Origin of the sequence: Vreelandella neptunia (assembly GCF_022489065.1) — a bacterium.
Taxonomy (GTDB): Bacteria; Pseudomonadota; Gammaproteobacteria; order Pseudomonadales; family Halomonadaceae; genus Vreelandella; species Vreelandella neptunia_A.
The window spans coordinates 484,418-510,282 of the sequence record NZ_JAKVTW010000001.1; the positions used below are offsets into that span (position 1 = coordinate 484,418).

Genomic DNA, 25,865 nt, shown 5'->3' on the forward strand with positions numbered 1-25,865 from the left:
AGCCGCCATGATGTTGACTGATCCTGCCAAAAAGTACCGTCCCTTTGTGGCCGTTGATCTGCCCGACCGCCAGTGGCCGAGCCAGCGTATCGAATCAGCGCCGATCTGGTGCAGCGTTGACCTGCGCGACGGCAATCAATCGCTGATAGACCCCATGGATCAGGAGCGTAAGCAGCGTTTATTCGACATGTTGTTGAGCGTTGGCTTTAAACAGATTGAAGTCGGCTTTCCATCGGCCTCCCAAACCGATTTTGATTTTGTCCGCTCGCTGATCGAGCAGGATAAAATTCCTGAAGACGTAACCATTCAGGTGCTGACTCAGGCGCGACCACACTTGATCGAGCGTACCTTTGAAGCTCTTCAGGGGGCCAAAAATGCCATCGTCCACGTCTATAACGCCACTGATCCCATGTTCCGCCGGGTGGTGTTTAACGTTGATAAAGTCGAGTGTGTACAAATCGCCGTAGAGGCTACCCAACAGATTCGTGCACAGATGGACGCCGCGCCAGAAACCAACTGGACGTTTCAGTACTCCCCAGAGCTTTTCACCACCACCGAGATGGATTTCGCCGTTGAGATCGTCGAAGCGGTCATGGAAGCCTATGGCAGCAGTGCTGATAAACCCATGATTGTAAACTTACCCGCCACGGTAGAAGTTGCTACACCCAATAACTACGCCGACCAGATCGAGTGGTTCTGCCGACATGTGAGCAACCGTGACCACTTGATTGTCAGCGTTCACCCCCATAACGACCGTGGTACCGGCGTGGCGGCGGCAGAATTAACGCTAATGGCCGGGGCTGACCGTGTTGAAGGCACGCTGTTTGGTAACGGCGAGCGCACCGGTAATGTGGATATCGTCACCCTGGCGATGAACATGTACACCCAGGGCGTGCACCCACAGCTAGATTTTTCCAACATCACCCCGATCATGCGCGAAGTAGAGTACTGCAACCAGTTGCCGGTGCATCCGCGCCACCCCTACGTGGGCGATTTGGTATTCACCGCGTTCTCTGGCTCTCATCAGGATGCGATCAAAAAAGGCATGGCTGATCGTCGCGCTAATCCTGACGCTGTGTGGGATGTGCCTTATCTGCCCATTGATCCGCTGGACGTGGGTCGCAGCTACGAAGCGGTTATCCGGGTTAACAGCCAGTCGGGTAAAGGCGGAGTGTCTTATCTGCTCGAGCAGGAGCACGGCATTGAGCTCCCACGCAGGCTCTCCATCGAGTTCAGTCAGGTCGTACAGGAAGTGGCAGAGCGTACCGGACGCGAGATCACATCGCAGATGATTTATCAGGCCTTCTCCGATGAGTATTTAGAGCAGCACGTGCCGTTTGCCTTGGTTAACCACCGATTATCGTCTGAGCCTGACAGCCCCAAAGTCACGCTGGACGCCGTGATTGAGGAGAACGGCTTACGGCAAACGTTAAAGGGTGAGGGCAACGGCCCGTTAGCGGCCTTTGTTAAAGCACTGGCAGCCGCAGGGCACGATGTAGAGATTATCGACTACCATGAGCACTCCCGCGGCCAGGGCGCCGATGCTGAGGCCATTGCGTACGTGGAAGTGCGTATCGACGGCAAAGCGGTGTTCGGCGTAGGTAACGATGAAAGCATTACCAGCGCGTCGATGAAGGGGGTGCTGAGCGCGATTAATCGCCACCATTCTACCCAGCCTGCGGCGGCCAACGTGACGGCGGAGACCTTGAAGTAACAAGCCATAAAATTAGTGCTCAACCGAACTGGCTATCAATATGGACACTAGCCCCCAGCAACGCACGCGTCACTATATTGCTGCCCGTAAGCAGCACCCGGCCTGGCTGTTGCTGGCATCGCCCCGTGCGCCCCTGGTGCTTGGCTGCTTGACCTCGCTGTTTGAGTTCAGTGAAGACGGTATCGCCGAAGCGGATGCCCTGGAAGCACTGTCGCAGATGCTGGGGCGTTATGCCGAGCAGGATGAGTACGCCATCGACCCCGACAATACCCGCCTGCAGGCCGGGCGAGAGTTGCGCGAGTGGATCCGGCGCGGCCTGGTCACTGAGCGAGGTCAGCGCCTGTATGCCACTGATGCGCTATCATCGGCGATCCAGTTCATCGACTCCCTGGATAACCGCATGATGACGTCCACGGCATCGCGGTTGTCAGTAGTGCAGCGAGAAATCGAAAACCTGGAAGTCGGCCTCAACCCCAATCCAGAGAGCCGCAAGGCGTCGCTCCGCCGCAAGATCCAGCAGTTGGAGAGCGAGCTAGCAGACGCGGAAGCTGGGAACGTGCCCGTCCTTTCCGAACCGGATGCCATTGAGCGCATTCGCGAAGTCTTTACCCTCGCCACTGGGCTGCGTGCCGACTTTCGCCGGGTTGAAGACTCCTGGAGGGAGGCTGATCGCCAACTGCGCCAGTCGATCATGTCCGAAAAGTACCATCGGGGCGATATCGTGGATCGCTTGCTGGATGGTCAGGAAGCGCTGCTGGATACCCCGGAAGGTCGCGTATTCGACAGTTTCCTTCAGCAACTACGCCAAACCGCTGCGCTGGATATGATGCGCCAGCAGTTACGCACCATCCTCGTCCACCCCGCTGCAGAAAAAGCGCTGAATCGATTGCAGCGGCAGGATCTCAAACTGTTGCGTATGCGGCTGATAGTCGAAAGTCAGGCGGTATTACAGGCACGCGCCCGCAGTGAAAAGGACGTCAAAGGATTTATCAAGACTGGCCTGGCTGCCGAGCATCACCGCGTTGGTCAGTTGCTTAACGATATTCTCAACACGGCCCAGGATATAGACTGGCAACGCCAGAAAGTACGCCGTTCAGAGGTGTCATCGCTGCCGCCGCTGGGCTTTGCCCTGGGCAACTTATCGGTGGTCGAGCGCCTGCGGTTCAAATTGTTGGAAAACGAGCTGGAAGAGGAGCTGGATCTTGCCCAGCAGGCGAGTGACTTGAGCGGTATCGAAGCCGAATTCTGGGACTCCCTTGATGGGCTCGACCGTGACGCCCTTGTGCAGGAGACGCTGGCGCTGCTGGCCCAAGAAGGGCGTGAGCTGACACTGGCGGAGTTGGCCGAACACCTGCCGCCCACCCATGACCTGGAAACCCTGGCGCTATGGCTGGGGATGGCGCGGGAAGCCGGGGTTGAGATCGCCGGGCAGGACGTTCAAGACGTGATCATCACCGACGATGAGCAGTGCGACTGGGTATTCCGGGTGCCCACGGTCTCCTTGAGTGAGCAGGCCTTGCGCGGCATTGAGTGGGAGTTTTAAGCATGGCAGGTGTGTTTGATCGGATTGTTAAGCAGCAGGGCATGGATAAGACCAGCGAAGAAGGGTCTCCGAATCAGTTTAAGGAGCAGGCCCCTCAAGCGCAGGAAAGTGAAGCAGTAGACGCTGCTGGCGAGGAGATCAACACCGAAGCCACCGCTCGCACGGACATCAAATTGCGCGAAGTGGCTCAGGAACTGCTCCGCATGGGCTTGCTGGAAGAGACTCAAAGGCCCCATCTTTACCGCGCGGCTCTCGTAGCCATGGAGCGGCTCAATGCTACGCTTGAGCCCTTGGATTTATGTGCCCGAGTCGATGAGATCCGGGGGCTGGTGTTTCTGGCGGTACGACCTGGGGATACTGACGAGCCCCAGGATGACTGGTCGCACCCACTGGTTCGCAAGCAGCGGTTAAACCTGGAACAGACACTGCTGGTGGCGATTTTGCGCCAGTATTTCATTGCCCACGAGCAGGATGCGGGCACCGGCGCTGGGGACGCCATGGTGGCGGTGGACGAGCTGATTCCCCAGATGCAGGTCTACCTGGGGGAGAGTGGCAGCGAGGCCAGCGAGCGTACCCGGGTGCTGCAGCTATTGGATCAACTCAAAGGCCACGGCCTGGTATCTGCACCGGATAGCCACGAGCGGGTAGCCATCCGGCCAATGATTGCCCACCTGGCCAACCCGGAAAACCTCACCGCTTTGCTGTATGAGTTAAAGGCCAGGGTAACGGCAGACAGAAGCGATAACGGGGAGGACGGGGAATGACAACCGCATCACTCGCGCAGCCTTCGTTAATTGACGATACGCAAGAGAGCGGCTGGCAACTGCCGCCTACCTATATTCTGCAAACGCTGGAGCTGTTCAACTGGGGCGGCTTTGGCGGTATGCACCGGGCCGATATCGACGCCCAGGGCAGTGCGATCATTGGCCCCACCGGCAGTGGCAAGACCACGTTGGTGGATGCGCTAATGACGCTGCTCACGGCCAACCCCAAATACAACCTTGCCTCTACCGGTGGCCACGAAAGTGACCGGGATCTGGTCTCTTACGTGCGCGGGGTGAGTGGCCCGGGGGATGGGGGCGATGACCAGTCGCATATCGCCCGGCCCGGCAAAACCGTGACCGGCCTGGTGGCGACACTCAGCAATGGCGAAAGCCTGGTGCGTATTGGTGCGCTGTTGTGGTTCGACGGCACCAGTATGTCCCCCTCGGATATGAAGAAGCTTTGGTTGTTCAGTACCGCCTCCGAGCACACCCTGACGCGCTGGCTGACGCTGCAACAGGAAGGTGGTATGCGCGCCTTGCGCCAGCTGGATAAGACCGAAACGGGTATCTGGACGTACCCTAGCAAAAAAGGCTTTCTAGCGCGGCTGCGGGACTTTTTTGAAGTGCGTGATAACGCCTTCAACTTGCTCAACCGAGCGGCAGGGTTGAAACAGTTAAACAGCATTGACGAAATTTTTCGCGAGTTAGTGCTAGACGATAACGCCCAGTTTCAGCGCGCCCGGGAAGTCGCCGATAGCTTCGACGATCTCACCGCCATTCATGAAGAGCTTGAAATCGCCCGCCGTCAGCAGCGCTCCCTGGAACCGATCAAAACCGGATGGGATAAGTACCTGCACAACCAAACGCTGCTTGATGACCAGGAAACCCTCAGCCGGGTGCTGCCGGTGTGGTTTGGTGAACAGGCTCACCGGCTGTGGAAGGCCGAAGCCGAGCGTCTTCAGCAACAAACCCAGCAGGCCAATGCCGAGTTGGCAGCTGCTGAGGAGGGCTACACTCATCAGCAACGCACCTGTGAGCGTTTAAATGAAGCTTATCTGCGTCTGGGCGGTTCGGATATTCAGACCCTGGAAGCGCTGGTCAAGGAGAAGCAAGCCAACCTGGAGCGCTGCCAGCGCCATGCGGCAGAGTACCAGCGGTATGCCCGTTCGCTCGCCTTTGATGATGCCCTCAACCGTGAAGCGGTCGCTACCAATCAGATGCTGGCCGCCGAGCAGTTACGCGAGGTTCAGCAGGCGCTTGACGACGCCAAACAGGCCGCTTTTGAGCAGGGCAGTCAACGCTATCAGATCGAGCGCGAAGGCACTGAACTGCAGGATGAACTAGCCGAGGTAAAAGCACGCCCTGGGTCGAATATTCCCGGTCGCTTTCAACAGTTTCGTGCCGTGCTGGCCGATGCTTTATCGCTCAGCGAAGATGACCTGCCCTTGGTGGCTGAGCTGGTGCAGGTAAAAGAGGGCGAGCAAGCCTGGCGCGGGGCCATTGAACGGGCGATTGGTAGCCACCGGTTGCGTATTTTTGTGCCGCCGGAGGCCAGCCGCCAAGCGCTAGACTGGATCAATAGCCGCCACAATGCGCTGCATGTCCGTATCCTGGAAGTGAAATCGCCATCCAGCCAGCCGCGCTTTTTTGAGGATGGCTTTACTCGCAAGCTCGACTATAAAGAGCACCCTTACCGGGAAGCGGTTAAGGAGCTACTGGCAGGGCTGGACAGACACTGCGTTGGCTCGCCGGAGATGTTGCGAGAGACGCCCCATGCCATGACGGCGGAAGGGCTGATGTCGGGCAAGGCGCGCTTTTTTGACAAGCAGGATCAGAAGCGGCTAAGCGACGATTGGCAAACCGGCTTTGATAACCGTGACCGGCTGGCGGCGTTAAGCGCGCAAATCAGCGAAGCGAAAGCACGCTTGCAGAGCGCCAAGGCGGCAGAAGAGCAGGCGAAGGCCTCACTGGCTGCACTTGAACAGCAGGTAGTGTTGTTTACAAAGCTGGCAGAGTTGGACTATGAGGAGGTCAACGCGCCCCAGGCCGAGCGTGAATGGCAACAGCAACGAGATAAACTGGCCGCCTTGACCGCACCCGGTTCCGATGCGGCGACAGCCAAACGCCAACTGGAGCAAGCCCGCGATGCGTTGGCCACGCTGGAGCAGCAAAAAACGCAATGTATCAAGCAGTGCGCCCAGTTAAACAGTCGGCTGGAAACAGCCCAAAAAGAGCAGAATCGAGCGTTTCGCAAAAGCGAAGCAGGGTTGAAGGAGGCGGAGCGCACCCTGGCCGATGGTCATTTTTCTCCCCTTGATCAACGGCAGCTTGCCAACGTTGATGAGCTGGAGCGCCAAGCCACTACCCAGTTGCAACAGCAACTAACCACCTTACGGGCGACCCAAAGCCGGGTGGAAAAAGAGTTGGTCAAAGCCATGTCGGATGCTCAGCGGGAAGACCGTGGGGCGCTCTCCGAGGTCGGACGGGAGCTCGACGATGTGCCCGACTATCTGGCACGCCTCAAGGTGCTCACCGAAGAAGCGCTGCCCGACAAGCAGCAGCGTTTTCAGGAATACCTGACCGACTCTTCCGATCAGGGCGTATCGCAGTTGCTGGCCACCATTGATGGTGAAGTGGAGCGGAGCGAAGAGCGGCTGGAAGATCTCAATAACACCTTACGGCGGGTGGACTTCCAGCGTGGGCGTTACCTGCAACTGGTGGCGAATAAGGTTGTGCACGAAAGCCTACGGACCTTTACCCGTGCCAATACATCGCTCGCCTCATCGCGATTCGTAGAGGATGGTGGCGAAAGCCAGTACAAGGCACTGCAATATATTATCACTCTGCTGCGTGATGCCTGCGAACGCCAGCGTACCCTCGGCGCGCGAGCGTTATTGGATCCGCGTTTTAGGCTTGAGTTTAAAGTCGCCATGATCAACCGCGCCGATGGGCGTGTGATTGAAACCCGCTCGGGCTCCCAGGGCGGTAGCGGTGGCGAAAAAGAGATTATCGCCTCCTATGTGCTGACCGCATCGCTGAGTTACGCCCTGTGCCCGGATGGCAGCCCTCGGCCATTATTCGGCACCATCGTGCTGGATGAAGCCTTTTCGCGCAGCTCGAATGCCGTGGCCGGGCGCATTATTGCCGCGCTTAACGAATTTCACCTCCACGCGCTGTTTATTACCCCCAATAAGGAGATGCGTTTGCTGCGCAAGCACACCCGCTCGGCGGTGGTGGTGCATCGCCGTGGCAATGCCTCCAGCCTAACACCGATCAGTTGGCAGGCGCTGGATGCCGTGCGGGAAAAGCGGCGAGAGGCGCGCAATGAAGTCCCCGAGTGAGATCGCTGCTCGCCTGGCTAAGCAGTGGCAGCAAACTTTCTGGCGGGTAGAGCGGCTGTTATCCCCGGAGAGCTGGCCGCTAGTGATCGCTATTGGCAAACCCTCTGGCCGCCAGTTTGCCGATCAAACCGGCCTGGTGCAGGCCCATGTGCAGCGCTGGCGGCAGGTAACGGTCGGTGATGTGGTGTTTCAAGATACCAACTTCCGCGCTGCGGCTGAGCCGGTGTCACTCCCCGTGCAGTGGGTGCTGCACACACCGTCTGAATGGGCCGCCGCCACGGCGGATGCCGAGGTGCAACAGGAGTTTGCGCTGCTGGAAACCCTGGTAAGAAGCGTCAGCCAGCGTTACTGGGAGGTACTGGTTCGCGAACGCGCCCTGTGGCGCAATAAGCCTGTTAGCGACATCACTGCCGCTGCAACGCTGGCGGATTCGCTCACGCCGGGCATGGCAGAAGGCCGACCATTAAGATTGCTCAATGGGCTGGGGGTGGACACCAAGTTTATCGAGCGCAATGCGTTGTTACTGACACGCCTGCTGGATGAACGCTACGAAGGCATGGCCAGCCAACAAGGGTTAAGCGGCTTTCTGGATGCCCCCGACGATAAAGATCACTGGCTGCTGGTGGTGCCCTTGGCGCAGGGGCTGCTGCCATTTAAGCGCCAGCGCATCACCGCTAGAGAACTGGCGAATGCTTGCCTGCCGGGCTCGCGGGTGGTGGTGGTCGAGAATGAGCAGTGTGAGCACTTGCTACCCGCCATGCCCGGCACTGTGGCGATTCTGGGTGCGGGGCTGGATATACACTGGCTAGCAGGCGGGGCACTTAAAACAAAAGCGGTCGCCTATTGGGGCGACATGGACACCTGGGGGCTACTGATGTTGGCTAGAGCCAGGCGGGCGCTGCCTGCGATTAACTCACTGATGATGAGCGAGGCGCACTTCAAGGCATTTTGCCGTGACTGCGCCGTGCCAGAGCCGGTTCATGCTGAGCTGCCGACCAGCGGCCTGACTGAGCATGAAGTGGCTTTTTACCATTTTCTCAAAGCCCAGCCACAAGGGCGCCTGGAGCAGGAGTATCTACCTGCACAAGACGTACAGCGTGAGCTGCTGGGGTGGTTGGGTCGCTGTTAATGATGACTAAAACTCCAGTCTGGGGTCGAGGGGAAACTGCTCGACCGACAGCTTCGCCAGGCTGGCGTCTGGGTGGCGTGGGTTAAACAGATAGTTGCCGTAATGCGGCACAATCACCGTAGGCACTTTGAGCAGTAAAGCGTTACCTTCATTTAGCCACTGTGAGCCTAGTGAACGGGTTAGCTGCTGCTGTTGAGGCCAAGTGTCTGGAAGGCTTGCTTCAACCGAGATCTCGCTGGCTGATGAGGGGAGCTCGACACGTAGTAGCGTAAATTGATCAGGTAACTCATCAATGCTCATTTCCAAGTGTACGAGCACCTCAAGCAGCGCTGTGGCCGGTGAGTCGGCTAGATAAACGACCGGCTGGCCTTTATGGTGCCACCGGCCAGCCGTAATCGTGCCCCCTATGCCAGAGAGATCCGTGTAGTTGGATATACGCCACACTACCTTGGTCACGCCGACAACCCATAGTGAAGTTGCTGAAGTAGCTCCTCTACTGCTTCATAGCCTGGCGTCGTAGTGATGGCTGTCAAGGCACTGATGCCACCGAGCGCACGCCGAGGTTTCTGTAGCCAACGAATGGCTTTCTCACGATTGCCGAAAATCTCTTCGGCGAGGATAACGATTCTACTCGTTCGGTAGAGTCGATCGCCCTCGTCAGGCGTCAAGGGCTTTCCTTTTGAGCGCCGGTGATCATGGGTGCGGCGATTGATAATCCCAACATCGTAGGCATCGATGCCATGTTCTTTGCGCAGTCGCTCAAGGGCATCCAGCGGTACGCCGTTGCGGATCAGTTCATCCGTGCGCGCGCCAATAGCGCCGCCCATTAACGCAATAACGTCGCTTTCCACCGCATCGATAGCGTCCATTGGATAGCTCCTTACCAGCTAATTTGTTGCCAAAGTATAGAAGGTTCTCTTTGATTCGGCAATTTGCCTACTATGGTGGCGCAAATTGCCAAAAGGTAAAAAAGAGTAAAATGGTGAGTGACTCGGGAGAGTGAGAACAGTCAATTTGACTTGGTACTGGTAGTAAGCAACGGTTATAAACAAAATACGGTTATAAGGCTGATGGTAGCGCCACGACAGGAGAGAGAAATGCGTACTGGGTGGTCGATACGGACTGGATGGTTAATCGTCGCGACAACCATTTTGGTGGCGGGGGTGTTAGCCGCTATGGCCTCCCATGAGCCATTTGAGTCTCAACTGGTTCGGTTGGAAACTCAGCGGGCGCTGCCTTCGCTGGAAGCGTCGCTACAGCAGGAAACACCAGAGCTCAATGCGCTGTTTCTCAGCTATGCCAACGATCAGGCGCTGTGGATGAGCGCCTCTTTGGCGATGTTGCGCCATGGTGATATAGCTCGCGATGTACTAGTGGAGTACGGCTTACTGCTCGATTTTCAGCAAGTACTGGTGCGCTATGGGGCTGACGCCGTACTACCCATTAGCTATTTTCGCAGCCACGATGTGGCCACGCTAAGGGCGCAGCACTGGGTCGGCGAGCGTTATCAGCAGTTCAACCGCTGGTGGAGCGATGAGGAGGGAGAAGCGGGTTTAGCATTCACTCCTTACCGACGCGGCCAGATGGGCATTGCGCTGCTGGATGCCAATGGTCACGCACTGCTTAACCAGTTTGTGGTCAGTGAACAAGGCGACGTGGAGTGGCTACAGGGTGAGCGTCTGGTGGCGGGCCTCGGCGATTTCTTTACCAGCGGGCTACGCGATTTGGAAAGCCAGTGGCGGCGGGGTGACGACATTGGCGCCGCCGATCTAGGCTGGGCCGGTGTCGATCTACTAGTGATGGCCAGCACCGTGAAGGTGCTGCGGGCAGGCAGAGCCGCTCGTGCTGCCCAGGTGGGCAGCGTGGAAGCCCAGGGCACGCGTGTGGGTTTGCGCCAAGGCGCGTTAATGAGTGGCGGCGGGCGTTTTGCGGCGTTGCCACGTATGGCCAAAGTAGCCGCGGTGGCGGGTACTGCCTATGTGGTGGTGCGCCACCCAAGCCTTGTGAGCGCACTTGGCGCCAATCTTTCTGCCTGGCTTGGCTGGCCGGTGTGGTTCGGTCAGTTTCTTATCTGGCTCATCGTGCTACTGCCAGTACTCTTCATTGCGCGCTTTATCTACCGCTGGTTGCTCACGCCGATACTGTGGCTGCTGGTGCCTCTGATGCGGGTATGTTTCAGAGCCGCTAATCGTTTGTTTGTAAAGTACACAGAAGAGCATGCGGAGGAGCTGTTGGTGAAAAAGACACCTCTTGAAAAAGATTCCATTTAAACTAGACTAAGTCTAGTTGGTTTAGTCATATTTTTGGAAGCTATTATGGAAGCTATCAATATACATGAAGCCAAAACACGATTGTCTCAGCTAGTGGCAAGGGCTGCCGAGGGCGAGGGATTTATTATTGCCAAAGCAGGCAAACCGATGGCGCGAGTAATGGCCATTGATAGCCCTGAGTCTGGTCAGCAAAAGCGACTAGGTTTTCTGGCAGGCCAGTTTAAAGTGCCTGATGACTTTGATCGGATGGGGCAGGAAGAAATAGCCGAAATGTTTGGAGGCTAATGTGAATCTGCTTCTGGATACACATATTTTGCTCTGGGCGGCTGCAGAACCGGAGAGACTCTCTGCGGAAGCACTAACACTGATTAATGATGAGAACAACAAGCTCTATTTCAGTGCCGCCAGCATTTGGGAAGTGGTGATCAAAAACAGCCTGCAACGCCCTGATTTTAAAGTTGATCCCCACTTGTTACGACGGGGGCTAGCGGATAATGGTTATTTAGAACTCCCTATCAGTTCACTGCATACCCTCCACGTTGCGCATTTACCCAGTATTCACAATGACCCTTTTGACCGGATTTTGGTGGCCCAGGCAGAGGCTGAGGGTTTCTTGCTGCTTACTGCGGATGAGCTGGTGGCTAAGTATGATGGCCCCATTAAGAAAATATAGGCGTTTACAGGTAATCACGGGGCAGCATATAAGGCTTCTGTTGTTTTTACATAGACTTATAACAAAATGGGCGGTTTTAAAGACCGCCCATTTTGCTTTTCTACCATCACTCGCGAAAGTTACTCCGGCAGCGCGTAAACCGCGATCTGATCCCCTACCTGATCTTTAAGGATAGTATTACCGCCGCCAATAAAGGCGACGTATTGGCGCCCCTCATACTCATAGACTGCAGGGTTAGAGACGGAGGGTGCTTCGAGCTGATCCGACCAGAGCTGCTCGCCGGTTTCAAGGGAGTAGGCGCGCACCTTGGCATCCATAGAGGCGCCGATAAAGATGATATCGCCTGCGGTTACCGCCGGTCCGCCGATGGTGGGCGAGCCCCAGCTTTCGGGCATAAAGAAGCCATGCTGCTGCGATGCGCCTACCGGACGACGCCATTTTATATCGCCAGTGGACATATCCAGGGCCACCAACTCGCCAAAGGGAGGCTCCCAGCAGGGCATGCCAAGCCAGTTCTGAGCGATTTCAAGCAGGATCCCGTAGGGTGCCCCTTCCTGAGAGGCAAAGCCACTCTCATTACCCGACGATCTGTTGGCTGAGTCATAGGCTTCGCGATCATAGAGCTTCAGGGTTTGTACAATGTGCGAGGTATTCACGATGGCGGTTTGGCTTTCGGGATCAAACGCCACGCCACCCCACTGCACACCGCCGGCCGTGATGGGGTAACCCATAGTCCCTGCGCCTTCAGTGGTGGGCGGGGTGTATAGCCCTTCATACCAGAGATCGTCCCACAGGGCGGAGCACTCCCCGAAACTTACGGCATCAGCCAACGCCCAGACCTCGGGCTTCTCGGACTGATCCAACAGCGGTGCTGGTTTAGTCGGGAAGGGCTGGGTAGGCGCGTAAACTTCACCTTCTACATTACCGTCGCCACCCGGTACTGGGCGCTCTTCAATCGGCCAGACGTCTTCGCCGGTTTCACGATTGACGACAAATAAAAAGCCCATTTTAGTCGCCTGGATGAGTGCCGGTATCTCCTCGCCATCCACGGTAATATCCATTAGCGTTGGGGCGGCGTTAATATCGTAATCCCAGATATCGTGGTGCACCCACTGACGTGACCAGGCCACTTCACCGGTCTCGATATCCAAGGCGGTGGTTGAAGTCGCTAATGGCACTTCGTCGCTACGATTGCCACCCCAGAAGTTGGGCGAGGGAGAAGAAACGGGTAAATAGACTAAACCTAGCTCTTCGTCGGCGGACATGTGCGTCCAAACATTGGCGGTACCGCTCTGCTCGCGTACCTCATCTGAGAGTGCCTGGAACGTCCACTCTCGCTCGCCGGTACGCGCATTGATTGCAAATACAGTGCCGGGCGGCGCTTGTTCATAGGCCCAGTCCATCCCCGCCCAGCCAAGGATTAGGCGATCACCCACCACGGTGGGCGGCTGCAGCAGCGACAACGGCCACACATCGTTGGTGTCATTCCACTGGTTAACATCGAGCACGCCGTTATTGGCAAAGTTTTCGCACCGTTCGCCGCTATCGGCATCCAGTGCGAACAGCTGCGCATCCATAGTGCCCATATAGACAATTTTCTGACAGGACTCGCCATCTTCTGGATCATCGGCCTGCCAATAGGCGACGCCGCGATTCTTTAAGACAGGCTGGGTTAGCGCTTCAAGAGAGGATTCGGTGTCAAAGCTCCATTTTTCTTCCCCTGTGGCCGGGTTGAGCGCCAGAATTCGATAAAAAGGCGTACCGATATAGAGCGTGTCATTGGCGAATACCGGGGTAGCAGACCAAACGGAAGCCGGTAACTCGCCCGAGCCATCGGAAACATCGCCCGTATGGACTTCCCAGGCTTTCTCAAGCTCGCCTACATTGTCGGCATTGATCTGATCCAGCGGACTATATTTTTGCGCATTGAGCTGGCCATGGAAGCTATCCCAGGTGGGTTCGCTAGGCACCAAAGGTATGGGTGTAGCGCTAACTTCTTCCTGCTGGGCAGCATTTTCCTGCTCCTCAGGCTCTTCTTGTGCCAAAAGTGGCATAGGGGCAAGGCAAATTGCCAGCGCAGTAGCCGTGCCCAGGCGTTGTTTAGTGGTGATCAAAGTCGGCATGGTCGGCTCCTTAGGTATGGGTGGCTCGGGCGTGATGCGACGGGCGAACCGTATCGAGGAGCAGCCCGATCAGGCCGATCACCATAGCAACGCAGATCCACCACTGGTGTAGCAGCATTGCAGCGAAAAAAGTGCCAGCAAGGCCTATCAGAATGAGCACCCGCAGTGTGATGGAAACACCACGTCCCGATACCTTAAAAAGAATTAACGCCATCACTGTAAGAGCGAGGCAGGCAAAAATGGCGACCATTGCGCCAAGTGTCCCATTAACTCCGGTCAGTGGGGTGAAATAGGCATAGAGAGCGATAGCGAGACCTGCGAGCGAGGCGATCAATAGCATCATTGCGCCTAGCCGGGTCGAGGGTGATATCGACATAGCGTTTCTTCCTCCTTGATGATTGGCATAGCAAGCTATGGGCACTATTAACTTAGCAGATAACAACACCTTTTCGACCTGAGTGCTACCGCTTAACTAACTATGACTGACGCTTTAACCATCCTCGCCAGCCGCCAAACTCAGTAATGTCCTCTGCTTCACCCCCTTCGTTTAACGCCCCTGCGGTGCAGATAAAGCCGCATTTCCAACTACCGTCGGCAAGTTCCACTTGGCCTAAACCGAGCGGGGCAGGAATGCCTGCTAAAAAGCTACCCACGGCTTCGATGGGTAGGCGCCATACTTCCACTTCAATGGCTTGGCCATTTTCGTCGCGCAGCATTGCCGGGCGTTTGGGTGGCCCGCCTGCCAGGGCAAACAGCTTGTAGCACGTCGCGCTATGGGTGCTGCTAACCAATACGCCGCCACGTTCAGTTAATTGGTGATTAAGTGGCAGGCCCTGCAGATGTGCACCACACACTACCAGCTCCATGGTGCCGTCTTGGGCATTGGTTAAGGGCTCAGATAACGCCGGATGGGCAACGCCCGTGGCGCCTAATGGCAGCATTAAACGTGCTTCGAGAGCTCGGCCTAAAGAGAGCAGCGTTAAGTCAGCAAAGACCACCCCAAACAGCGTGACGCCCACCGGCAACGACTGCTCGGTAAAGCCTATCGGCACGGCAAGGGCGCTGTAGTCGAGCAGGTTCATAAAGTTGGTCCAGATGCCCAGCCGTGAGTTCACCCCAATAGGATCCGCTGCCACCTCTGCCTTGGTGGGGTGGGTCACCGTAGTGGGCGAGAGCATCACATCCACTTGGCTAATAAGCGCGTCGGCCTGACGCTTAAATTCTGCAAGTTTATAGCGCGCATCGAAGGCGTCCACCGCCAGCGGCGTGGCGCCACCTTGGGTAATTTCAAAGGTGACCGGGTGCACAGCATCCGGGTGGCTCTTCAACAAATCGCGAATCACATGGTAGCGCTCGGCCACCCAGGGGCCTTCGTACAGCAAGCGTGCGGCAGCCAAGAGGGGAGAGCAGTCTAACTCGACTTTCTCACCGCCAATAGCTTCCAACTCGGCAATCGCTTGGTGCATTCCCTGGGTATAAGCTGCATCGGTTTGCCACTGGGTTTCCAGCGGCACCCCAAAGCGGAACGCCGCAGGTGCTTTGCCATAGCGTTTACCATGCACGGCAAACTGGTGTTCGCGAGACCAGGCGCAATGGTCATCATAGGCAGCGGTAATATTTAGCACTTTCGCCGCATCGTCGGCGGTAAGGGTAAACAGGCTGATAGTGTCGAGCGTGGCGCAAGCTGGCACCACGCCGCGGGTGCTGAGTAGCCCCAGGCTGGGCTTAACGCCGTATAGATTATGAAAACAGGCAGGCACACGACCGGACCCAGCCGTATCGGTGCCCAACGCGAAGCTCACCATGCCAGCGGCGGTGACCACCGCAGAGCCACTGCTGGAACCGCCGGTAATGTAGTCAGGATTAAAGGCGTTGGCCGGAACTCCGTAGTCACTCAGAGCGCGCTCACCCACCAACCCTGTTGCGAACTGATCCAGGTTGGTTTTCCCCATTGGGATGGCGCCCGCATCGATTAACTGCTGCACCACAAAGGCATTTTCGCTGGGTGTATAGGCATACGCCGGGCTACCTGCCGTGGTAGGAATTCCCGCCAGGTCAATATTATCTTTCATCGCAAAAGGAATGCCGTACAGCGGCAGCGTCTTTGGCGACTCTCCTTCTAAACGCTGCAAATAGGGTTCCAGCTGTTCACTTGTAAGGCGATTAATCCAAGCGGGTTCTGTACCGTGGCTTTTCTCTTGTGCGAGCAGCTCGTCGATTAACGCAGCAGGGGTGAGTTCACCCTGCTGATAGGCGGTGTGTAGGGTAGCAATATCCAGCGATGTAATGGGAGGCATGATTAAATTCCTAATGTTATTAACGGTGACCTTAATTAAGCGTTGATGCTGAAAGTCGTTCTCCAACCCGCCAGGGCTGGGTGGATAGCACTACCTGCCAACCGTCTTGGTCGCGCTGCAAGTAGTTGAAGCAGAGGCTAGCGCGCCAGCGCAGGGCGTCGTCAGTTAAGTCACTTAATGGTTCAAATAAGGCTGCTGAGCTGGCCGTTACAGCTCGTGGAGTAATCGCCATGGCGTGGTTGCCCAGTTGCAGCCAGCGAAGGTGGCCCTGCTCGTCGCACCGAATCTCTTCTTCAGCAGCCTCTGTGGAAATCTGTTGCCAGTGCTCAACGTAGTGGTCGTGAGGGTGTCGCTCTTCCAGGGTGGTGCCGTTAATCCATTGCAGTAGCCCTACATCCTTTTCTAAGCCGGGGCATAGATTTTGAAAACGGTGCCAGGTGCATAGCAAGGAGCGTCGTTCGCCTTCGATTTGAGTAACACCGGCAAAGGCGGTGAGTCCTGCTAGCCACTCAAGCTGGCGGCGGTCGCACCCCTCTAAGCAAGTGATGCCGGAAAAATCCGGTCCGTTTGCAGGCAGGCGTAGATCAGCATGCCACTGCTCGCCCTGGAGCCAGACAACCTGAGTGGTGGTGTCGGCCTGTTGGTAAGGCGGGGTGGCAGGTTCCGCATAAAGCGTGCGCTGCCAACCCCCGAGAAATTCGCGAGGTATGCTAGGCAAGGAAACGCTCATTCGGGGCCCTCCTTATGTTTGCCGTGCTGGCCCAGGCTGCCTACTTCCCGGGCACCTTCGGGAAGCGTAATCTCACCCTTTGCCAAACGCTCGCGCAGGTAGCGGAAGGTTTGGATAGTTTGGGCATAAAGATGATCGCCCGCTTTGAGCGGTGCGTAATGGGCTTTACCGTGCTGCTCGACTAATTCGGGTAGTGGGGCGACTTCGGTATGATAATCGCAGGCGAAAAACAGCGGGAAGGAGTAGCGCTCTTCCTTCACTTTACGCACTCGGTGGGAGGTGGCGACAAACTCGCCGTTGCTCCATATCTCAAGCATATCGCCAATATTCACCACCAAGGCATCATCTCGATAGGGAACGTCGATCCATTCACCCGCGCCGTTCATTACTTCAAGGCCAGGGGCGGTAGGCAGTAACAGGGTGAAACACTCGTAGTCGGTATGGGCGCCAATGCCCTGAGCATCTTCGGCATCGGGATTATACGGATAGTGAATCAGGCGCAGCTGGCTGGGGGGCTTTGTGACGTAACCCAGCAGGTGGTCCTCATCAAGCCCTAACGCCAGGGAAAAGCCGCCCATAAGTGTGCGGCCAACCTGGTAGGCAGCGTCATAATAGGCGGCGACAGGTTCGCGGAAACCGTCCAGATCCGGCCAGGGGTTGGGCCCGAGTAAAGGCGTGCTCGCCAAGACATCCGGATCATCGCTAGGAAGCTCAAAGGCAAGATCAAAGGCCTCTTTCATATCCGGTTTTTTGGGGTCCGGCGACTCTTCACCGGGCGGCACATACCCCCGGTGGTGGTGGTAAAGACCAATATAGCGCTCCATCTTGGTCTCGGTTGGCTGGGCAAAGAAGCGCTTGGCTTGGGTGATTAGCCCATCGCGCAGAGAGCCATCAATGCCGTGCCCGACCATTTGAAAGAAACCCACTTCGCGGGCAGCGCGGCCAAGTTGATCGGCGACGACTTGGCGCGCGCTACTATCCCCATGCAGCAGGTCGTGAATATCAATCACCGGTATAGCCTGAAAATCGGCGAGTCGCTGATCGTTCATTGATTGGCTCATGGGGTTACTTCCTCTTCGCTGCTAAGTACAACAATGGGCTGCCCAGGGGCAATTGGCGACCCCTCTGAAAGCGGCAGGCGAATAACCCGACCATCACAGTGGGCAGTGATCTCAACTTCCATTTTCATCGACTCCACCACTGCCACCGGCTGGCCAGCGGTTACCTGCTCGCCTTCTTCCACCAGTAATTTCCACAGGCTGCCGGTAACGGGGCTTTCGATGCCTATTTCGTTGTCATCCAGCGCTGCCACTTCGGTAGTTTCTGGGGCTTGATCTTCAAAGGTGAACTGGCCATTATCCCGCCAAGCAGTCATTTCCGCCTGGAAGGCGGCTTCACGTTTTGAGCGGAAGGTCTCAATCGCCGTGGAATTTTTGTCATTTTCGGCTTGGTAGTCCGCCAAGCGAAAGCGGGCGGTTTCAATGGATAAGTCATATCGACCATGGGGGAAATCCCGACGAATTTGCTCAAGCTCGTCGTGGCTGACTTCATGAAAGCGCAATTGATCAAAAAAGCGCAGCAGCCAGGGATTTTCAAAATGTGCTGTGGTGCGGTAGCGGTTCCACATTTGTAGCGTGCGACCGACAAATTGGTAGCCACCGGGGCCTTCCATGCCATACACACACAGATAAGCGCCGCCTATGCCCACCGAGTTTTCTGCCGTCCAGGTGCGTGCGGGGTTGTACTTGGTGGTTACCAGCCGCTGGCGCGGGTCAAGCGGTGTGGCAACGGGTGCACCCAGATAGACATCTCCCAACCCCATCACCAGGTAGCGGGCATCGAAGACGATATCGCGCACCTGCTGTTCGCTTTCAAGCGCATTGATACGGCGAATGAAATCCAGGTTACTGGGGCACCAGGGGGCATCCGGGCGCACGCTGCGCTGATATTTGTCGATGGCTTCATGGCAGGCGGGGTCGTCCCAGGAGAGCGGTAGATTCACCACCCGCGACTCGACTTCTAGCGATTCCACATCGACCAGCGCCTGCTCAGCGTGTTGCAGATAGGTGAGCAGTTCGTCCAGGGTCAGTTCCAAGGGCTCATAGTGAATCTGCAGCGAGCGAATGCCAGGGGTTAATTCCCGCAGACCAGGCAGCGAATGCTCCCGCAGCCACAGCATCCAGGCGTGTACCCGAAAGCGTAGCGCGATATCCAGTTCCATGGCGCCGAACTCGATCAGCAGGAAATCATCGCCGGCGCGGCGATAAACAATGCGCTCACCGGCTTGCTCTGCGGGCACATCGCGGACGATAGGCGTATCGCACTCTGGCTGAATCGCTTCGACGGGCGCCGCTGTGAGAGACGCCAGCTGGGCGAGCTGGCGCTCTTCAAGGGCGCGGGCGGTGGCCAGACTCATCGGCACAAAGCGTATGGTGTCACCTGCTGCCAGTTGCCCCAGCTTCCAGCGCTCGGAACGCACCACGGTGGCGGGGCAGACAAAACCGCCTAGTGAGGGGCCATCGGGGCCGAGGATGACCGGCATATCTCCGGTAAAGTCGATGGTGCCGAAGGCGTAGGCGTTATCGTGGATATTGGAGGGGTGCAGGCCCGCCTCACCGCCGTCGGCTCGCGCCCACTCCGGGCGGGGGCCAATCAGCCTTACGCCGGTGCGGCTGGAGTTGTAGTGAACTTCCCACTCGTGGTCGAAAAAGCGTTCGATATCCTCATCGGTGAAAAAGTCCGGCGCGCCATGGGGGCCGTAAAGCACTGCTACTTGCCAGGTTTTACCGCTGCTTATATTGCTAAAGGTCGGGATGAGCGTCTTATCAAGCTGAGCCGCCGGGGTAGGCGTGATCACAGGCAAATCGAGCATATCGCCGCTGCGCAGTGCGCGCCCGCCATGGCCACCAAACTGGCCTAACGTGAAGGTGCTACGCGAGCCCAAGTAGCGAGGGCAGGCAATGCCGCCGCGCACCAATAGATAGGCGCGGGCGCCCGCCGCGGCCTGGTCCATCGTCAGCGTGGCACCGGCAGGAATATCTACTACTTGCCAGAAGGCGACTTCTTCGCCATCTAGCGTGGCGGGGAGTTCGGCACCTGCCAGCACGATTTGCGTCGCGCGGTGAAAGCGCAGCGTCGGGCCTGTCAGGGTGATCTCAAGCCCGGCGGCATCGCTGGGGTTGTCGAGCAGACGATTACCCAGCCGAAACGACCAGTCATCAAAAGGCCCCGAGGGCGGCACACCCACATCCCAGTGGCCCTGGCGGCCTGGGAAGTCCTGAATCGTCGTCATTGTGCCAGGGGCGATCACCTCTACGACGGGGGGCGCCCACTCAAGGGTGGCAAGCCAGTGCGTATCCAGGTCGGCATGCTGAAATCGCTCGGCACGCAGAGCATGGGCCAGCCAGCTGCGGTTGGTGGTGATGCCATAAACGCTGGCGGCATCAAGCGTTGCAGCTAACTGCTCAATAGCAGCGTCGCGGCTGTCGGCGTGAGCGATTACTTTGGCCAGCATGGGGTCGAACAGCGGTGATATCTCCAGCCCGGCTTCTATGGCGTGGTCGATACGCAGGCCGTCAGCCTGAGGGAAATCAACCTCAGTCAGCAAGCCTGCGCTGGGGCGAAAGTCGTGGGCGGGATCTTCGGCGTATAAGCGCGCCTGAACCGCGTGTCCGCTGGGCACGAGTTCTTTTGTCAGCTCTTCAAGATCGGGCAGCTCTCCCGCCCCCAGCCTCACCATCCACTCAACAATATCAATGCCATACACCATCTCGGTGACGCCATGCTCGACCTGGAGCCGGGTGTTCACCTCGAGAAAATAGAACGCCTCACGCTCGGTATCATAAATAAACTCGACGGTACCGGCGCTGCGGTAGTTGACCGCTCTGCCCAAATGAACAGCGGTTTCGTGCAGCGCCTGGCGAACGTGTTCTGGCAGATTAGGGGCCGGGCACTCTTCGAGCACCTTTTGGTGGCGGCGCTGGGTGGAGCAGTCCCGTTCGCCGAGCGCGACCACATTGCCCTGGCCATCGCCAAACAGCTGCACCTCGATATGGCGGGCGCGGGCGATATAGGCCTCCAAAAACACGCCGCCGTCACCAAAGTTGCGCTCGCCAAGGCCTTTGACCGAGTCGAAGGCACGCTCAAGCTCGGCGGAAGTTTGGCAAACCTGCATTCCAATACCGCCGCCACCGGCGGTGGATTTGAGCATCACCGGGTAGCCAATCTGCTCAGCGTTTTTGAGCGCTTCGCCAACGTTTTCAAGTAGCGCTGAACCTGGCACCAGCGGCACACCTGCTTGCTCGGCCAGGCTGCGGGCTTCGTGCTTTAAACCAAAACGTTTTATCTGCTCGGTGGTGGGTCCTAAGAACACCAGTCCTGCCGCGTCACAGGCGTCGATAAAGCGGGTGTTTTCGGAAAGAAAGCCGTAGCCCGGGTGCACCGCTTGGGCGCCGCTCTGCTTGGCAATGGCAATTAACTTGTCGATATTAAGATAGGTGTCGCTGGCGCCGCCCTCACCGAGAGAGTAAGCCTCATCGGCCTGGTGGACGTAGGGGGCATCGCGATCCGCATCGGCGTAAACTACCACGCTGCCCACACCGAGGGCTTTCAGCGTGCGTAAAATGCGTGCGGCAATGGCGCCGCGATTGGCAATCAGAACTTTGCTAAACGTTTTATTGATGGACATGGCACTGCCTGCAAACAAAGGCGGGTCGTCCCGCAGAATAATAGGCCTTCCGGAGTCGTCTCCAGGGCTTTAGTGCTGTGGTCAAGTCAGGAGAGACGCGAAAACGCTGTGAACCCATCCGTGGTCGCTCGGCTTTTTCATCCCTGAAAAAGACGTTTCGCTTACTCTCCTGACTTGATCAGCGCCTATTCTCATATCAGCCCCAAACCAATAGCTCGATGGGCGTTGGGTTGTAGCCGTTGCAGGGGTTGTTGAGCTGAGGGCAGTTGGAGACCAGTACGATCACATCCATCTCGGCGACCATCTCCACGTATTTGCCCGGCGCTGAGATGCCGTCTTCAAAGGTCAGCCCGCCGTCGGCAGTGACCGGCACGTTCATAAAGAAGTTGATGTTGTGGGTGATATCGCGTTTGGTCAGGCCGAACTCTGGAAAATTGGCGATGGCCTGCATCCAGTTATCCCGGCAAGAGTGCATATGGCGCTTTTCCAGGTCGTAGCGCACGGTGTTGCTTTCGCTGGCGCAGGCGCCGCCCAGTGTGTCGTGACGGCCGCAGGTGTCGGCGCTGATCGTCAGCATGGCGCGGCCCTCACTAGACATCAGCGTGGTGCCTGCGGTGAGATAAACCGCGCCCTGTTCGCGTACCGTATCCATAGCGCTGTAGCGCTCGGCAGTATCGTTGGCGCTGAAGAAAAGTGTGTCAGCGGCTTGGTTGCCTTCTAGATCGAGAATGCGCAGGGTTTGGCCACGCTTCACGGTGCCAATGTAGTGATCGCCTGCGTTTACCGTCGTGCGGCTCAAGGCGTTTTCAGGGCGTAAAGTGCTTTCAATAATCATGTGGCGTCTCCCTTATAAGCCGAGGTGGTAGAGGCGATTGTTGGCAAAGCCACGGGCGTTTTCGGGCCGTGAGCGATAGCAGGGGTCGTCTTCTGTCACCGGTTCGGCGGTGCCAAGGGCGATATCTACGCCGCGACGGGGATATTCAGTACTAGGGTCGAGGGGGTGGGGGCAGGTGTGCAGCAGCACGAGTGTGTCCATCTCAAAGCGCAGCGTGACGCTTTGGCCAGGCTGGCAGTGGTCGGGCACATAGCGCAGCTTGCCGTTGTCGTCGCTCTCAACGCGGGAGAAGAGGTTGAGATTAGCGGCCATATCCCGGCGGCCCAGGCCGTACTTAGCAAGCTCCACCAAAAAGGCGTCGAAGCCGGTGAGCGTCCAGTCGTTGTGGGCCTGCTGATAGCTGACCGGCTGCCAGCCTTTTTTCAGCAGATGATGGGGCATTAAATTGCCGCCAACGCTATCGTGCCAGCCCAGGTCATCATGGGTTATAGAGGCAAATATACGGCCCATATCCGAGTAGAGGCAGTGGCCTTGGGTGAGCTTAAAGGTGTGCTGGCACTTCAGGGTATCCGGCAGGTTTAAGCGTTCCAGCAGGTTTTCCGGGTTGTAGCATAAAAGCCCCACGTTGCTGTCGGCTTCCTGTGCTGTCAGGGTCAAGGTGGTGCCGCGGCGCAGGCGCAGCGACCAGTGATGCCCGCCGGGTAAATAGGTGGTGTAAGCGGGTTGGCTATTCATAACAGCGTCTGTCATAGCAGCGTCTCCTGGGTGTGAGTTTGCAGGCCGCCCTGGTGAAGCGCTTCTTTTAGTTCGTTCGAAGGACGATCGCGTGAAATAGGTAGGTCGTAAGTAATCGTGGCGCCATAGGCTTCCGGTGCCTGGGGGTCGTGGCGGGTTTTATCGAATACCCATAGCCGCGTGCCCAGCTCAAAGGCCTCTTTAAGATCGTGGGTGATCATAAAGATCGTCAGCTGCTGCTCCTGCCACAGACGATTAATCAGCACATGCATGTCCTGGCGAATGCCTGGGTCTAGCGCGCCGAAAGGCTCATCGAGCAGTAAAATACGCGGCCGCATCATTAATGCCTGGGCAATGGCCAGGCGCTGCTGCATGCCACCAGAAAGCTCATGGGGATATTTTTTGAGCGCGTGGCTCAGGCCCACTTCGTCGATGCGGGCAAGAGCCTTCTCGATAGCTTGGCGCTTGGCAGCACCGAAGCTTTTGCCCAGCAGCTTGGAACTGTGCAATTCATCGGCGATGATGACGTTGCCCAGCACGGTTAAGTGTGGGAAGACCGAGTACTTCTGGAACACCACGCCACGGTCGGGGCCGGGTTCATTAGGAATGGGTTTGTCATCCAGCGTTAGACTGCCTCGCGAGGTGGCTTCGGTACCCAGTAGCATTTTGAGAAAGGTGGTTTTGCCGCAGCCCGAGGCACCCACTAAGGTGACAAATTCGCCGGGCTCAACGCTGAAATTAAGGTTTTCGAGCACCACATGATTGCCGTAGTGCTTTTCTAGCCGCTTGGCCGCTAGCAGGCTCATGAGTTATCTCCTTCGCCTGAGTGGTACCAAGGGAATGCCAGCCGCGATATCCAGGCCAACAGCTGGTCAAGTAGAAACGCTAGCAGGGTGATCCAGGCCACATAGGGCAGTATCACGTCCATAGAGAGGTAGCGGCGTACCAGAAAAATGCGATAGCCAAGGCCTTCCTGGGCGGCAATCGCTTCAGCGGCGATCAAAAAAAGCCAAGCGGTGCCCAAGGCCAAGCGGGTGGCATTTAGTAATCGAGGAGTAAGCTGGGGTAGCAGTACCCTGAGCAGTACCTGCCAGGAGCTGGCGCCTAGGGTTTGCGCTTTGATCAGTTGTTCGTCGGGGAGTCGCAGAGCATGGCCTTGGAGGTCGCGAATCAGAAAGGGCGTTACTCCAATCACAATCAGCGCAATTTTGGCGGCCTCGCCCGTACCAAAAGCAATAAACAGAATCGGCAGTATCGCCATGGGCGGAATCAGCGAGGCGACCGTAACTAGCGGCGAGAGCTTGGCGCGGATAAGCGGAATGCCACCATTTAAAATGCCCACGACCAAGCCGATGAGCGCACTAATACCTACCCCAATCACAATGCGTTCCAAACTTGCAAAGGTGTCGGTCCACAGCACAATCTGCCCGGTGCGCACGTTCTCGGCGGTGGCCAAGTGGTAAAACGAACTGGCCATGGTAGAGGGTGTGGGCAGCAGACGATCATTAGGGTTTTCCGCCAAGCGTGCATTGGATAGGCTCATATAGAGCATCGCCAGTAGCAAAAAAGGCAGTAAACCCAACAGCCAGCGGCCGCCCCGAGAGGGCGCTAAGTTAATAAATCGCTTCATGGCGGTGTCCACGGAGGATGAGAGCAGAGGGAGCGGCAGGCGCCACTCCCATCGCGCTAATGTAGTAGGAACCCGTTACTGAGCGTCTAGGTAAGCCTGGGTAAAGCTTGGGTCGAAGCGCAGCTGTACATTGCTCTCATCGCCAAATACGCCGCTGGGGGTTTCAATGCCCACCACTTCTGCATTGGGTGCCATATCGCCGAGCAGTCCGTGTTCAAAGCTGAACTCGGCAACCCGCTCCATTGTTTCGAGCAGCTCGGGGCTTTCCATTAGCTCGATGGCTTCCGCTGGGTCGGTATAGAGGTAAGTGGCCTCTAGCTGCGCGCGGTATCCTTCAAGGTCGGTGCCTGCGGCATCCGCCATAATGGTGAGGGCGTTCTCGTCGTCTGCTTCTATCAACCCCATCACTTCGTACCAAGCGCCCACTAAGGCATGGCCTAGGTCGGGGTTGTCCTCCAGGGTTTGGGTATTAACGACCATCATGTCGAGGATTTCGCCGGGGATTTCCGCGGAGGTGTACACCACGTTGCTGTCGGGCATTTCTGCTATAGCGCTTAACTGAGGGTTCCAGGCGGCCACGGCTTCGGTGGTATCGCTAGAGAATAGGCCGACAATATCCGCATCGGAGGTGTTCACCGTTTCGATATCGCGCTCGGTCAAGCCGACACTTTCAAGGGCACGGGCCAGGAAGTAGTGGGAGACGCTAAACTGGACGAGATTGACCTGTCGACCAGCAATGTCAGCGAGATCATCACTGCCTTTGAGTACGATGCCGTCATTGCCGTCTGAGTAGTCATTGATAATCAGCGCGGTGGAGTCGACTCCGCTGGCGGAGGGAATCGTCAGCGCATCCATATTGGTCATGGCGCAGCCGTCAACATTGCCTGAGGTAAACTGGTTGATCGACTCGACGTAGTCGTTTACCTGCACTACATCGATGCTGATGCCGTATTCTTCGGCCCATTTGTCGACCACGCCTTCAACGTCGGCGTAGGCCCAGGGCATCCAACCGGCATAAATCGACCAGCAGACGCTAAACTCGTCCCGCTCTTGGGCCTGGGCAGGCTCAGCGGCGACAAGGGTGGTTGCCAGAAGTGTGTTAGAGAGCGTGGCGGAAAGTGCAGCAAGGGTAAAGCGTTTTGGGGAAGTACGGTTGCAACGGGTCATGGCAGCCTCCAACGGCTAAGAGAAAACTCGGGGGCATCGGCGCATCACTGCACCTTATCCTCCCGGGCTTTTGTCCCGCCGTGTAACCTAACGCCGAAGCGTTAGGTCGATTGCTCTCGGACCAGCCACAGCCATCAGGGGTTATACATTGATGGTGTCGGAACCCTAGCGATCTATTGGAAACTAAATTGTCTGGCAGCGTTAGCTGCCGATACCCCGTTTGTTAC

21 protein-coding genes and 1 riboswitch are annotated in these 25,865 nt (G+C 57.2%); of the genes, 8 read left to right on the top strand and 13 right to left on the bottom strand.

Annotated elements, in window-relative coordinates; all coding sequences use genetic code 11:
- Positions 1 to 7 precede the first annotated feature (7 nt).
- Genes leuA through MLE19_RS02185 form a run of 5 tightly spaced genes read left to right on the top strand, consistent with a single transcriptional unit; the run spans position 8 to position 8,491 of the window.
- Positions 8 to 1,714, top strand: coding sequence for a 2-isopropylmalate synthase (gene leuA / locus MLE19_RS02165; RefSeq protein WP_240716433.1), 1,707 nt, complete (start codon positions 8 to 10; stop codon positions 1,712 to 1,714).
- A 40-nt stretch (positions 1,715 to 1,754) separates the two neighbouring features.
- Entirely contained in the window at positions 1,755 to 3,257 is a 1,503-nt protein-coding gene (locus tag MLE19_RS02170; protein WP_240716434.1) for a DUF3375 domain-containing protein, read from the top strand.
- Positions 3,258 to 3,259: 2 nt separating this feature from the next.
- Entirely contained in the window at positions 3,260 to 4,021 is a 762-nt protein-coding gene (locus MLE19_RS02175) for a DUF4194 domain-containing protein (RefSeq protein ID WP_240716435.1), read from the top strand.
- Positions 4,018 to 7,362 (top strand): ATP-binding protein, encoded by a 3,345-nt coding sequence (locus MLE19_RS02180; protein WP_240716436.1) that lies wholly within the window; start codon positions 4,018 to 4,020, stop codon positions 7,360 to 7,362. The genes MLE19_RS02175 and MLE19_RS02180 overlap by 4 nt, the downstream gene beginning before the upstream one ends.
- Positions 7,346 to 8,491 (top strand): Wadjet anti-phage system protein JetD domain-containing protein, encoded by a 1,146-nt coding sequence (locus tag MLE19_RS02185; protein ID WP_240716437.1) that lies wholly within the window; start codon positions 7,346 to 7,348, stop codon positions 8,489 to 8,491. Before MLE19_RS02180 ends, MLE19_RS02185 begins: the two co-directional genes overlap by 17 nt.
- 6 nt (positions 8,492 to 8,497) lie before the next feature.
- On the opposite strand, the gene MLE19_RS02190 is transcribed toward MLE19_RS02185, so the two are convergent.
- Entirely contained in the window at positions 8,498 to 8,947 is a 450-nt protein-coding gene (locus MLE19_RS02190; protein WP_240716438.1) for an RES family NAD+ phosphorylase, read from the bottom strand.
- The gene (locus MLE19_RS02195; RefSeq protein WP_240716439.1) at positions 8,944 to 9,360 is read right to left on the bottom strand and encodes an antitoxin Xre/MbcA/ParS toxin-binding domain-containing protein; all 417 of its coding nucleotides are present in this window, start codon (positions 9,358 to 9,360) and stop codon (positions 8,944 to 8,946) included. Before MLE19_RS02195 ends, MLE19_RS02190 begins: the two co-directional genes overlap by 4 nt.
- A gap of 228 nt (positions 9,361 to 9,588) precedes the next feature.
- Here MLE19_RS02195 and MLE19_RS02200 point away from each other — a divergent pair, with 228 nt between their 5' ends.
- Genes MLE19_RS02200 through MLE19_RS02210 form a run of 3 tightly spaced genes read left to right on the top strand, consistent with a single transcriptional unit; the run spans position 9,589 to position 11,434 of the window.
- Entirely contained in the window at positions 9,589 to 10,761 is a 1,173-nt protein-coding gene (locus MLE19_RS02200; RefSeq protein ID WP_240716440.1) for a hypothetical protein, read from the top strand.
- Positions 10,762 to 10,806: 45 nt separating this feature from the next.
- The gene (locus tag MLE19_RS02205) at positions 10,807 to 11,046 is read left to right on the top strand and encodes a type II toxin-antitoxin system Phd/YefM family antitoxin (RefSeq protein WP_240716441.1); all 240 of its coding nucleotides are present in this window, start codon (positions 10,807 to 10,809) and stop codon (positions 11,044 to 11,046) included.
- A 1-nt stretch (position 11,047) separates the two neighbouring features.
- Positions 11,048 to 11,434, top strand: coding sequence for a type II toxin-antitoxin system VapC family toxin (locus MLE19_RS02210; RefSeq protein ID WP_240716442.1), 387 nt, complete (start codon positions 11,048 to 11,050; stop codon positions 11,432 to 11,434).
- 119 nt (positions 11,435 to 11,553) lie between these two features.
- Here MLE19_RS02210 and MLE19_RS02215 read toward each other — a convergent pair whose 3' ends face one another.
- The 11 genes from MLE19_RS02215 to MLE19_RS02265 all read right to left on the bottom strand — a co-directional run bounded on the left by MLE19_RS02215 (position 11,554) and on the right by MLE19_RS02265 (position 25,638).
- Positions 11,554 to 13,557, bottom strand: a complete 2,004-nt coding sequence (locus tag MLE19_RS02215) for a pyrroloquinoline quinone-dependent dehydrogenase (protein WP_240716443.1) — start codon at positions 13,555 to 13,557, stop codon at positions 11,554 to 11,556.
- Between the two features lie 10 nt (positions 13,558 to 13,567).
- Positions 13,568 to 13,933, bottom strand: a complete 366-nt coding sequence (locus tag MLE19_RS02220) for a hypothetical protein (protein ID WP_240716444.1) — start codon at positions 13,931 to 13,933, stop codon at positions 13,568 to 13,570.
- A 100-nt stretch (positions 13,934 to 14,033) separates the two neighbouring features.
- A complete protein-coding gene (gene atzF, locus MLE19_RS02225) occupies positions 14,034 to 15,854 on the bottom strand; it encodes an allophanate hydrolase (protein ID WP_240716445.1) in 1,821 nt (606 codons plus the stop codon).
- 31 nt (positions 15,855 to 15,885) lie between these two features.
- Positions 15,886 to 16,584, bottom strand: coding sequence for a hypothetical protein (locus MLE19_RS02230; protein ID WP_240716446.1), 699 nt, complete (start codon positions 16,582 to 16,584; stop codon positions 15,886 to 15,888).
- On the bottom strand, positions 16,581 to 17,645 hold the full coding sequence (locus MLE19_RS02235; RefSeq protein ID WP_240716447.1) for an isopenicillin N synthase family dioxygenase: 1,065 nt from the start codon (positions 17,643 to 17,645) through the stop codon (positions 16,581 to 16,583). The genes MLE19_RS02230 and MLE19_RS02235 overlap by 4 nt, the downstream gene beginning before the upstream one ends.
- Positions 17,642 to 21,271: an urea carboxylase gene (uca, locus tag MLE19_RS02240; RefSeq protein ID WP_240716448.1), complete on the bottom strand. Its 3,630-nt coding sequence runs from the start codon at positions 21,269 to 21,271 to the stop codon at positions 17,642 to 17,644. The genes MLE19_RS02235 and uca overlap by 4 nt, the downstream gene beginning before the upstream one ends.
- Positions 21,272 to 21,467: 196 nt before the next feature.
- Complete coding sequence (locus tag MLE19_RS02245) at positions 21,468 to 22,106, bottom strand: urea amidolyase associated protein UAAP2 (RefSeq protein ID WP_240716449.1); 639 nt, start codon at positions 22,104 to 22,106, stop codon at positions 21,468 to 21,470.
- Between the two features lie 12 nt (positions 22,107 to 22,118).
- Positions 22,119 to 22,856 (bottom strand): urea amidolyase associated protein UAAP1, encoded by a 738-nt coding sequence (locus MLE19_RS02250; protein ID WP_240716450.1) that lies wholly within the window; start codon positions 22,854 to 22,856, stop codon positions 22,119 to 22,121.
- Positions 22,853 to 23,647, bottom strand: a complete 795-nt coding sequence (locus tag MLE19_RS02255) for an ABC transporter ATP-binding protein (RefSeq protein WP_240716451.1) — start codon at positions 23,645 to 23,647, stop codon at positions 22,853 to 22,855. Before MLE19_RS02255 ends, MLE19_RS02250 begins: the two co-directional genes overlap by 4 nt.
- Entirely contained in the window at positions 23,644 to 24,471 is an 828-nt protein-coding gene (locus MLE19_RS02260; RefSeq protein ID WP_240716452.1) for an ABC transporter permease, read from the bottom strand. Before MLE19_RS02260 ends, MLE19_RS02255 begins: the two co-directional genes overlap by 4 nt.
- A gap of 75 nt (positions 24,472 to 24,546) precedes the next feature.
- Positions 24,547 to 25,638 carry a putative urea ABC transporter substrate-binding protein gene (locus tag MLE19_RS02265; RefSeq protein WP_240716453.1) on the bottom strand — a complete coding sequence of 364 codons (1,092 nt, stop codon included), beginning with the start codon at positions 25,636 to 25,638 and terminating at the stop codon, positions 24,547 to 24,549.
- A 57-nt stretch (positions 25,639 to 25,695) separates the two neighbouring features.
- Positions 25,696 to 25,818, bottom strand: a riboswitch (guanidine-I (ykkC/yxkD leader).
- Positions 25,819 to 25,865: the final 47 nt, after the last annotated feature.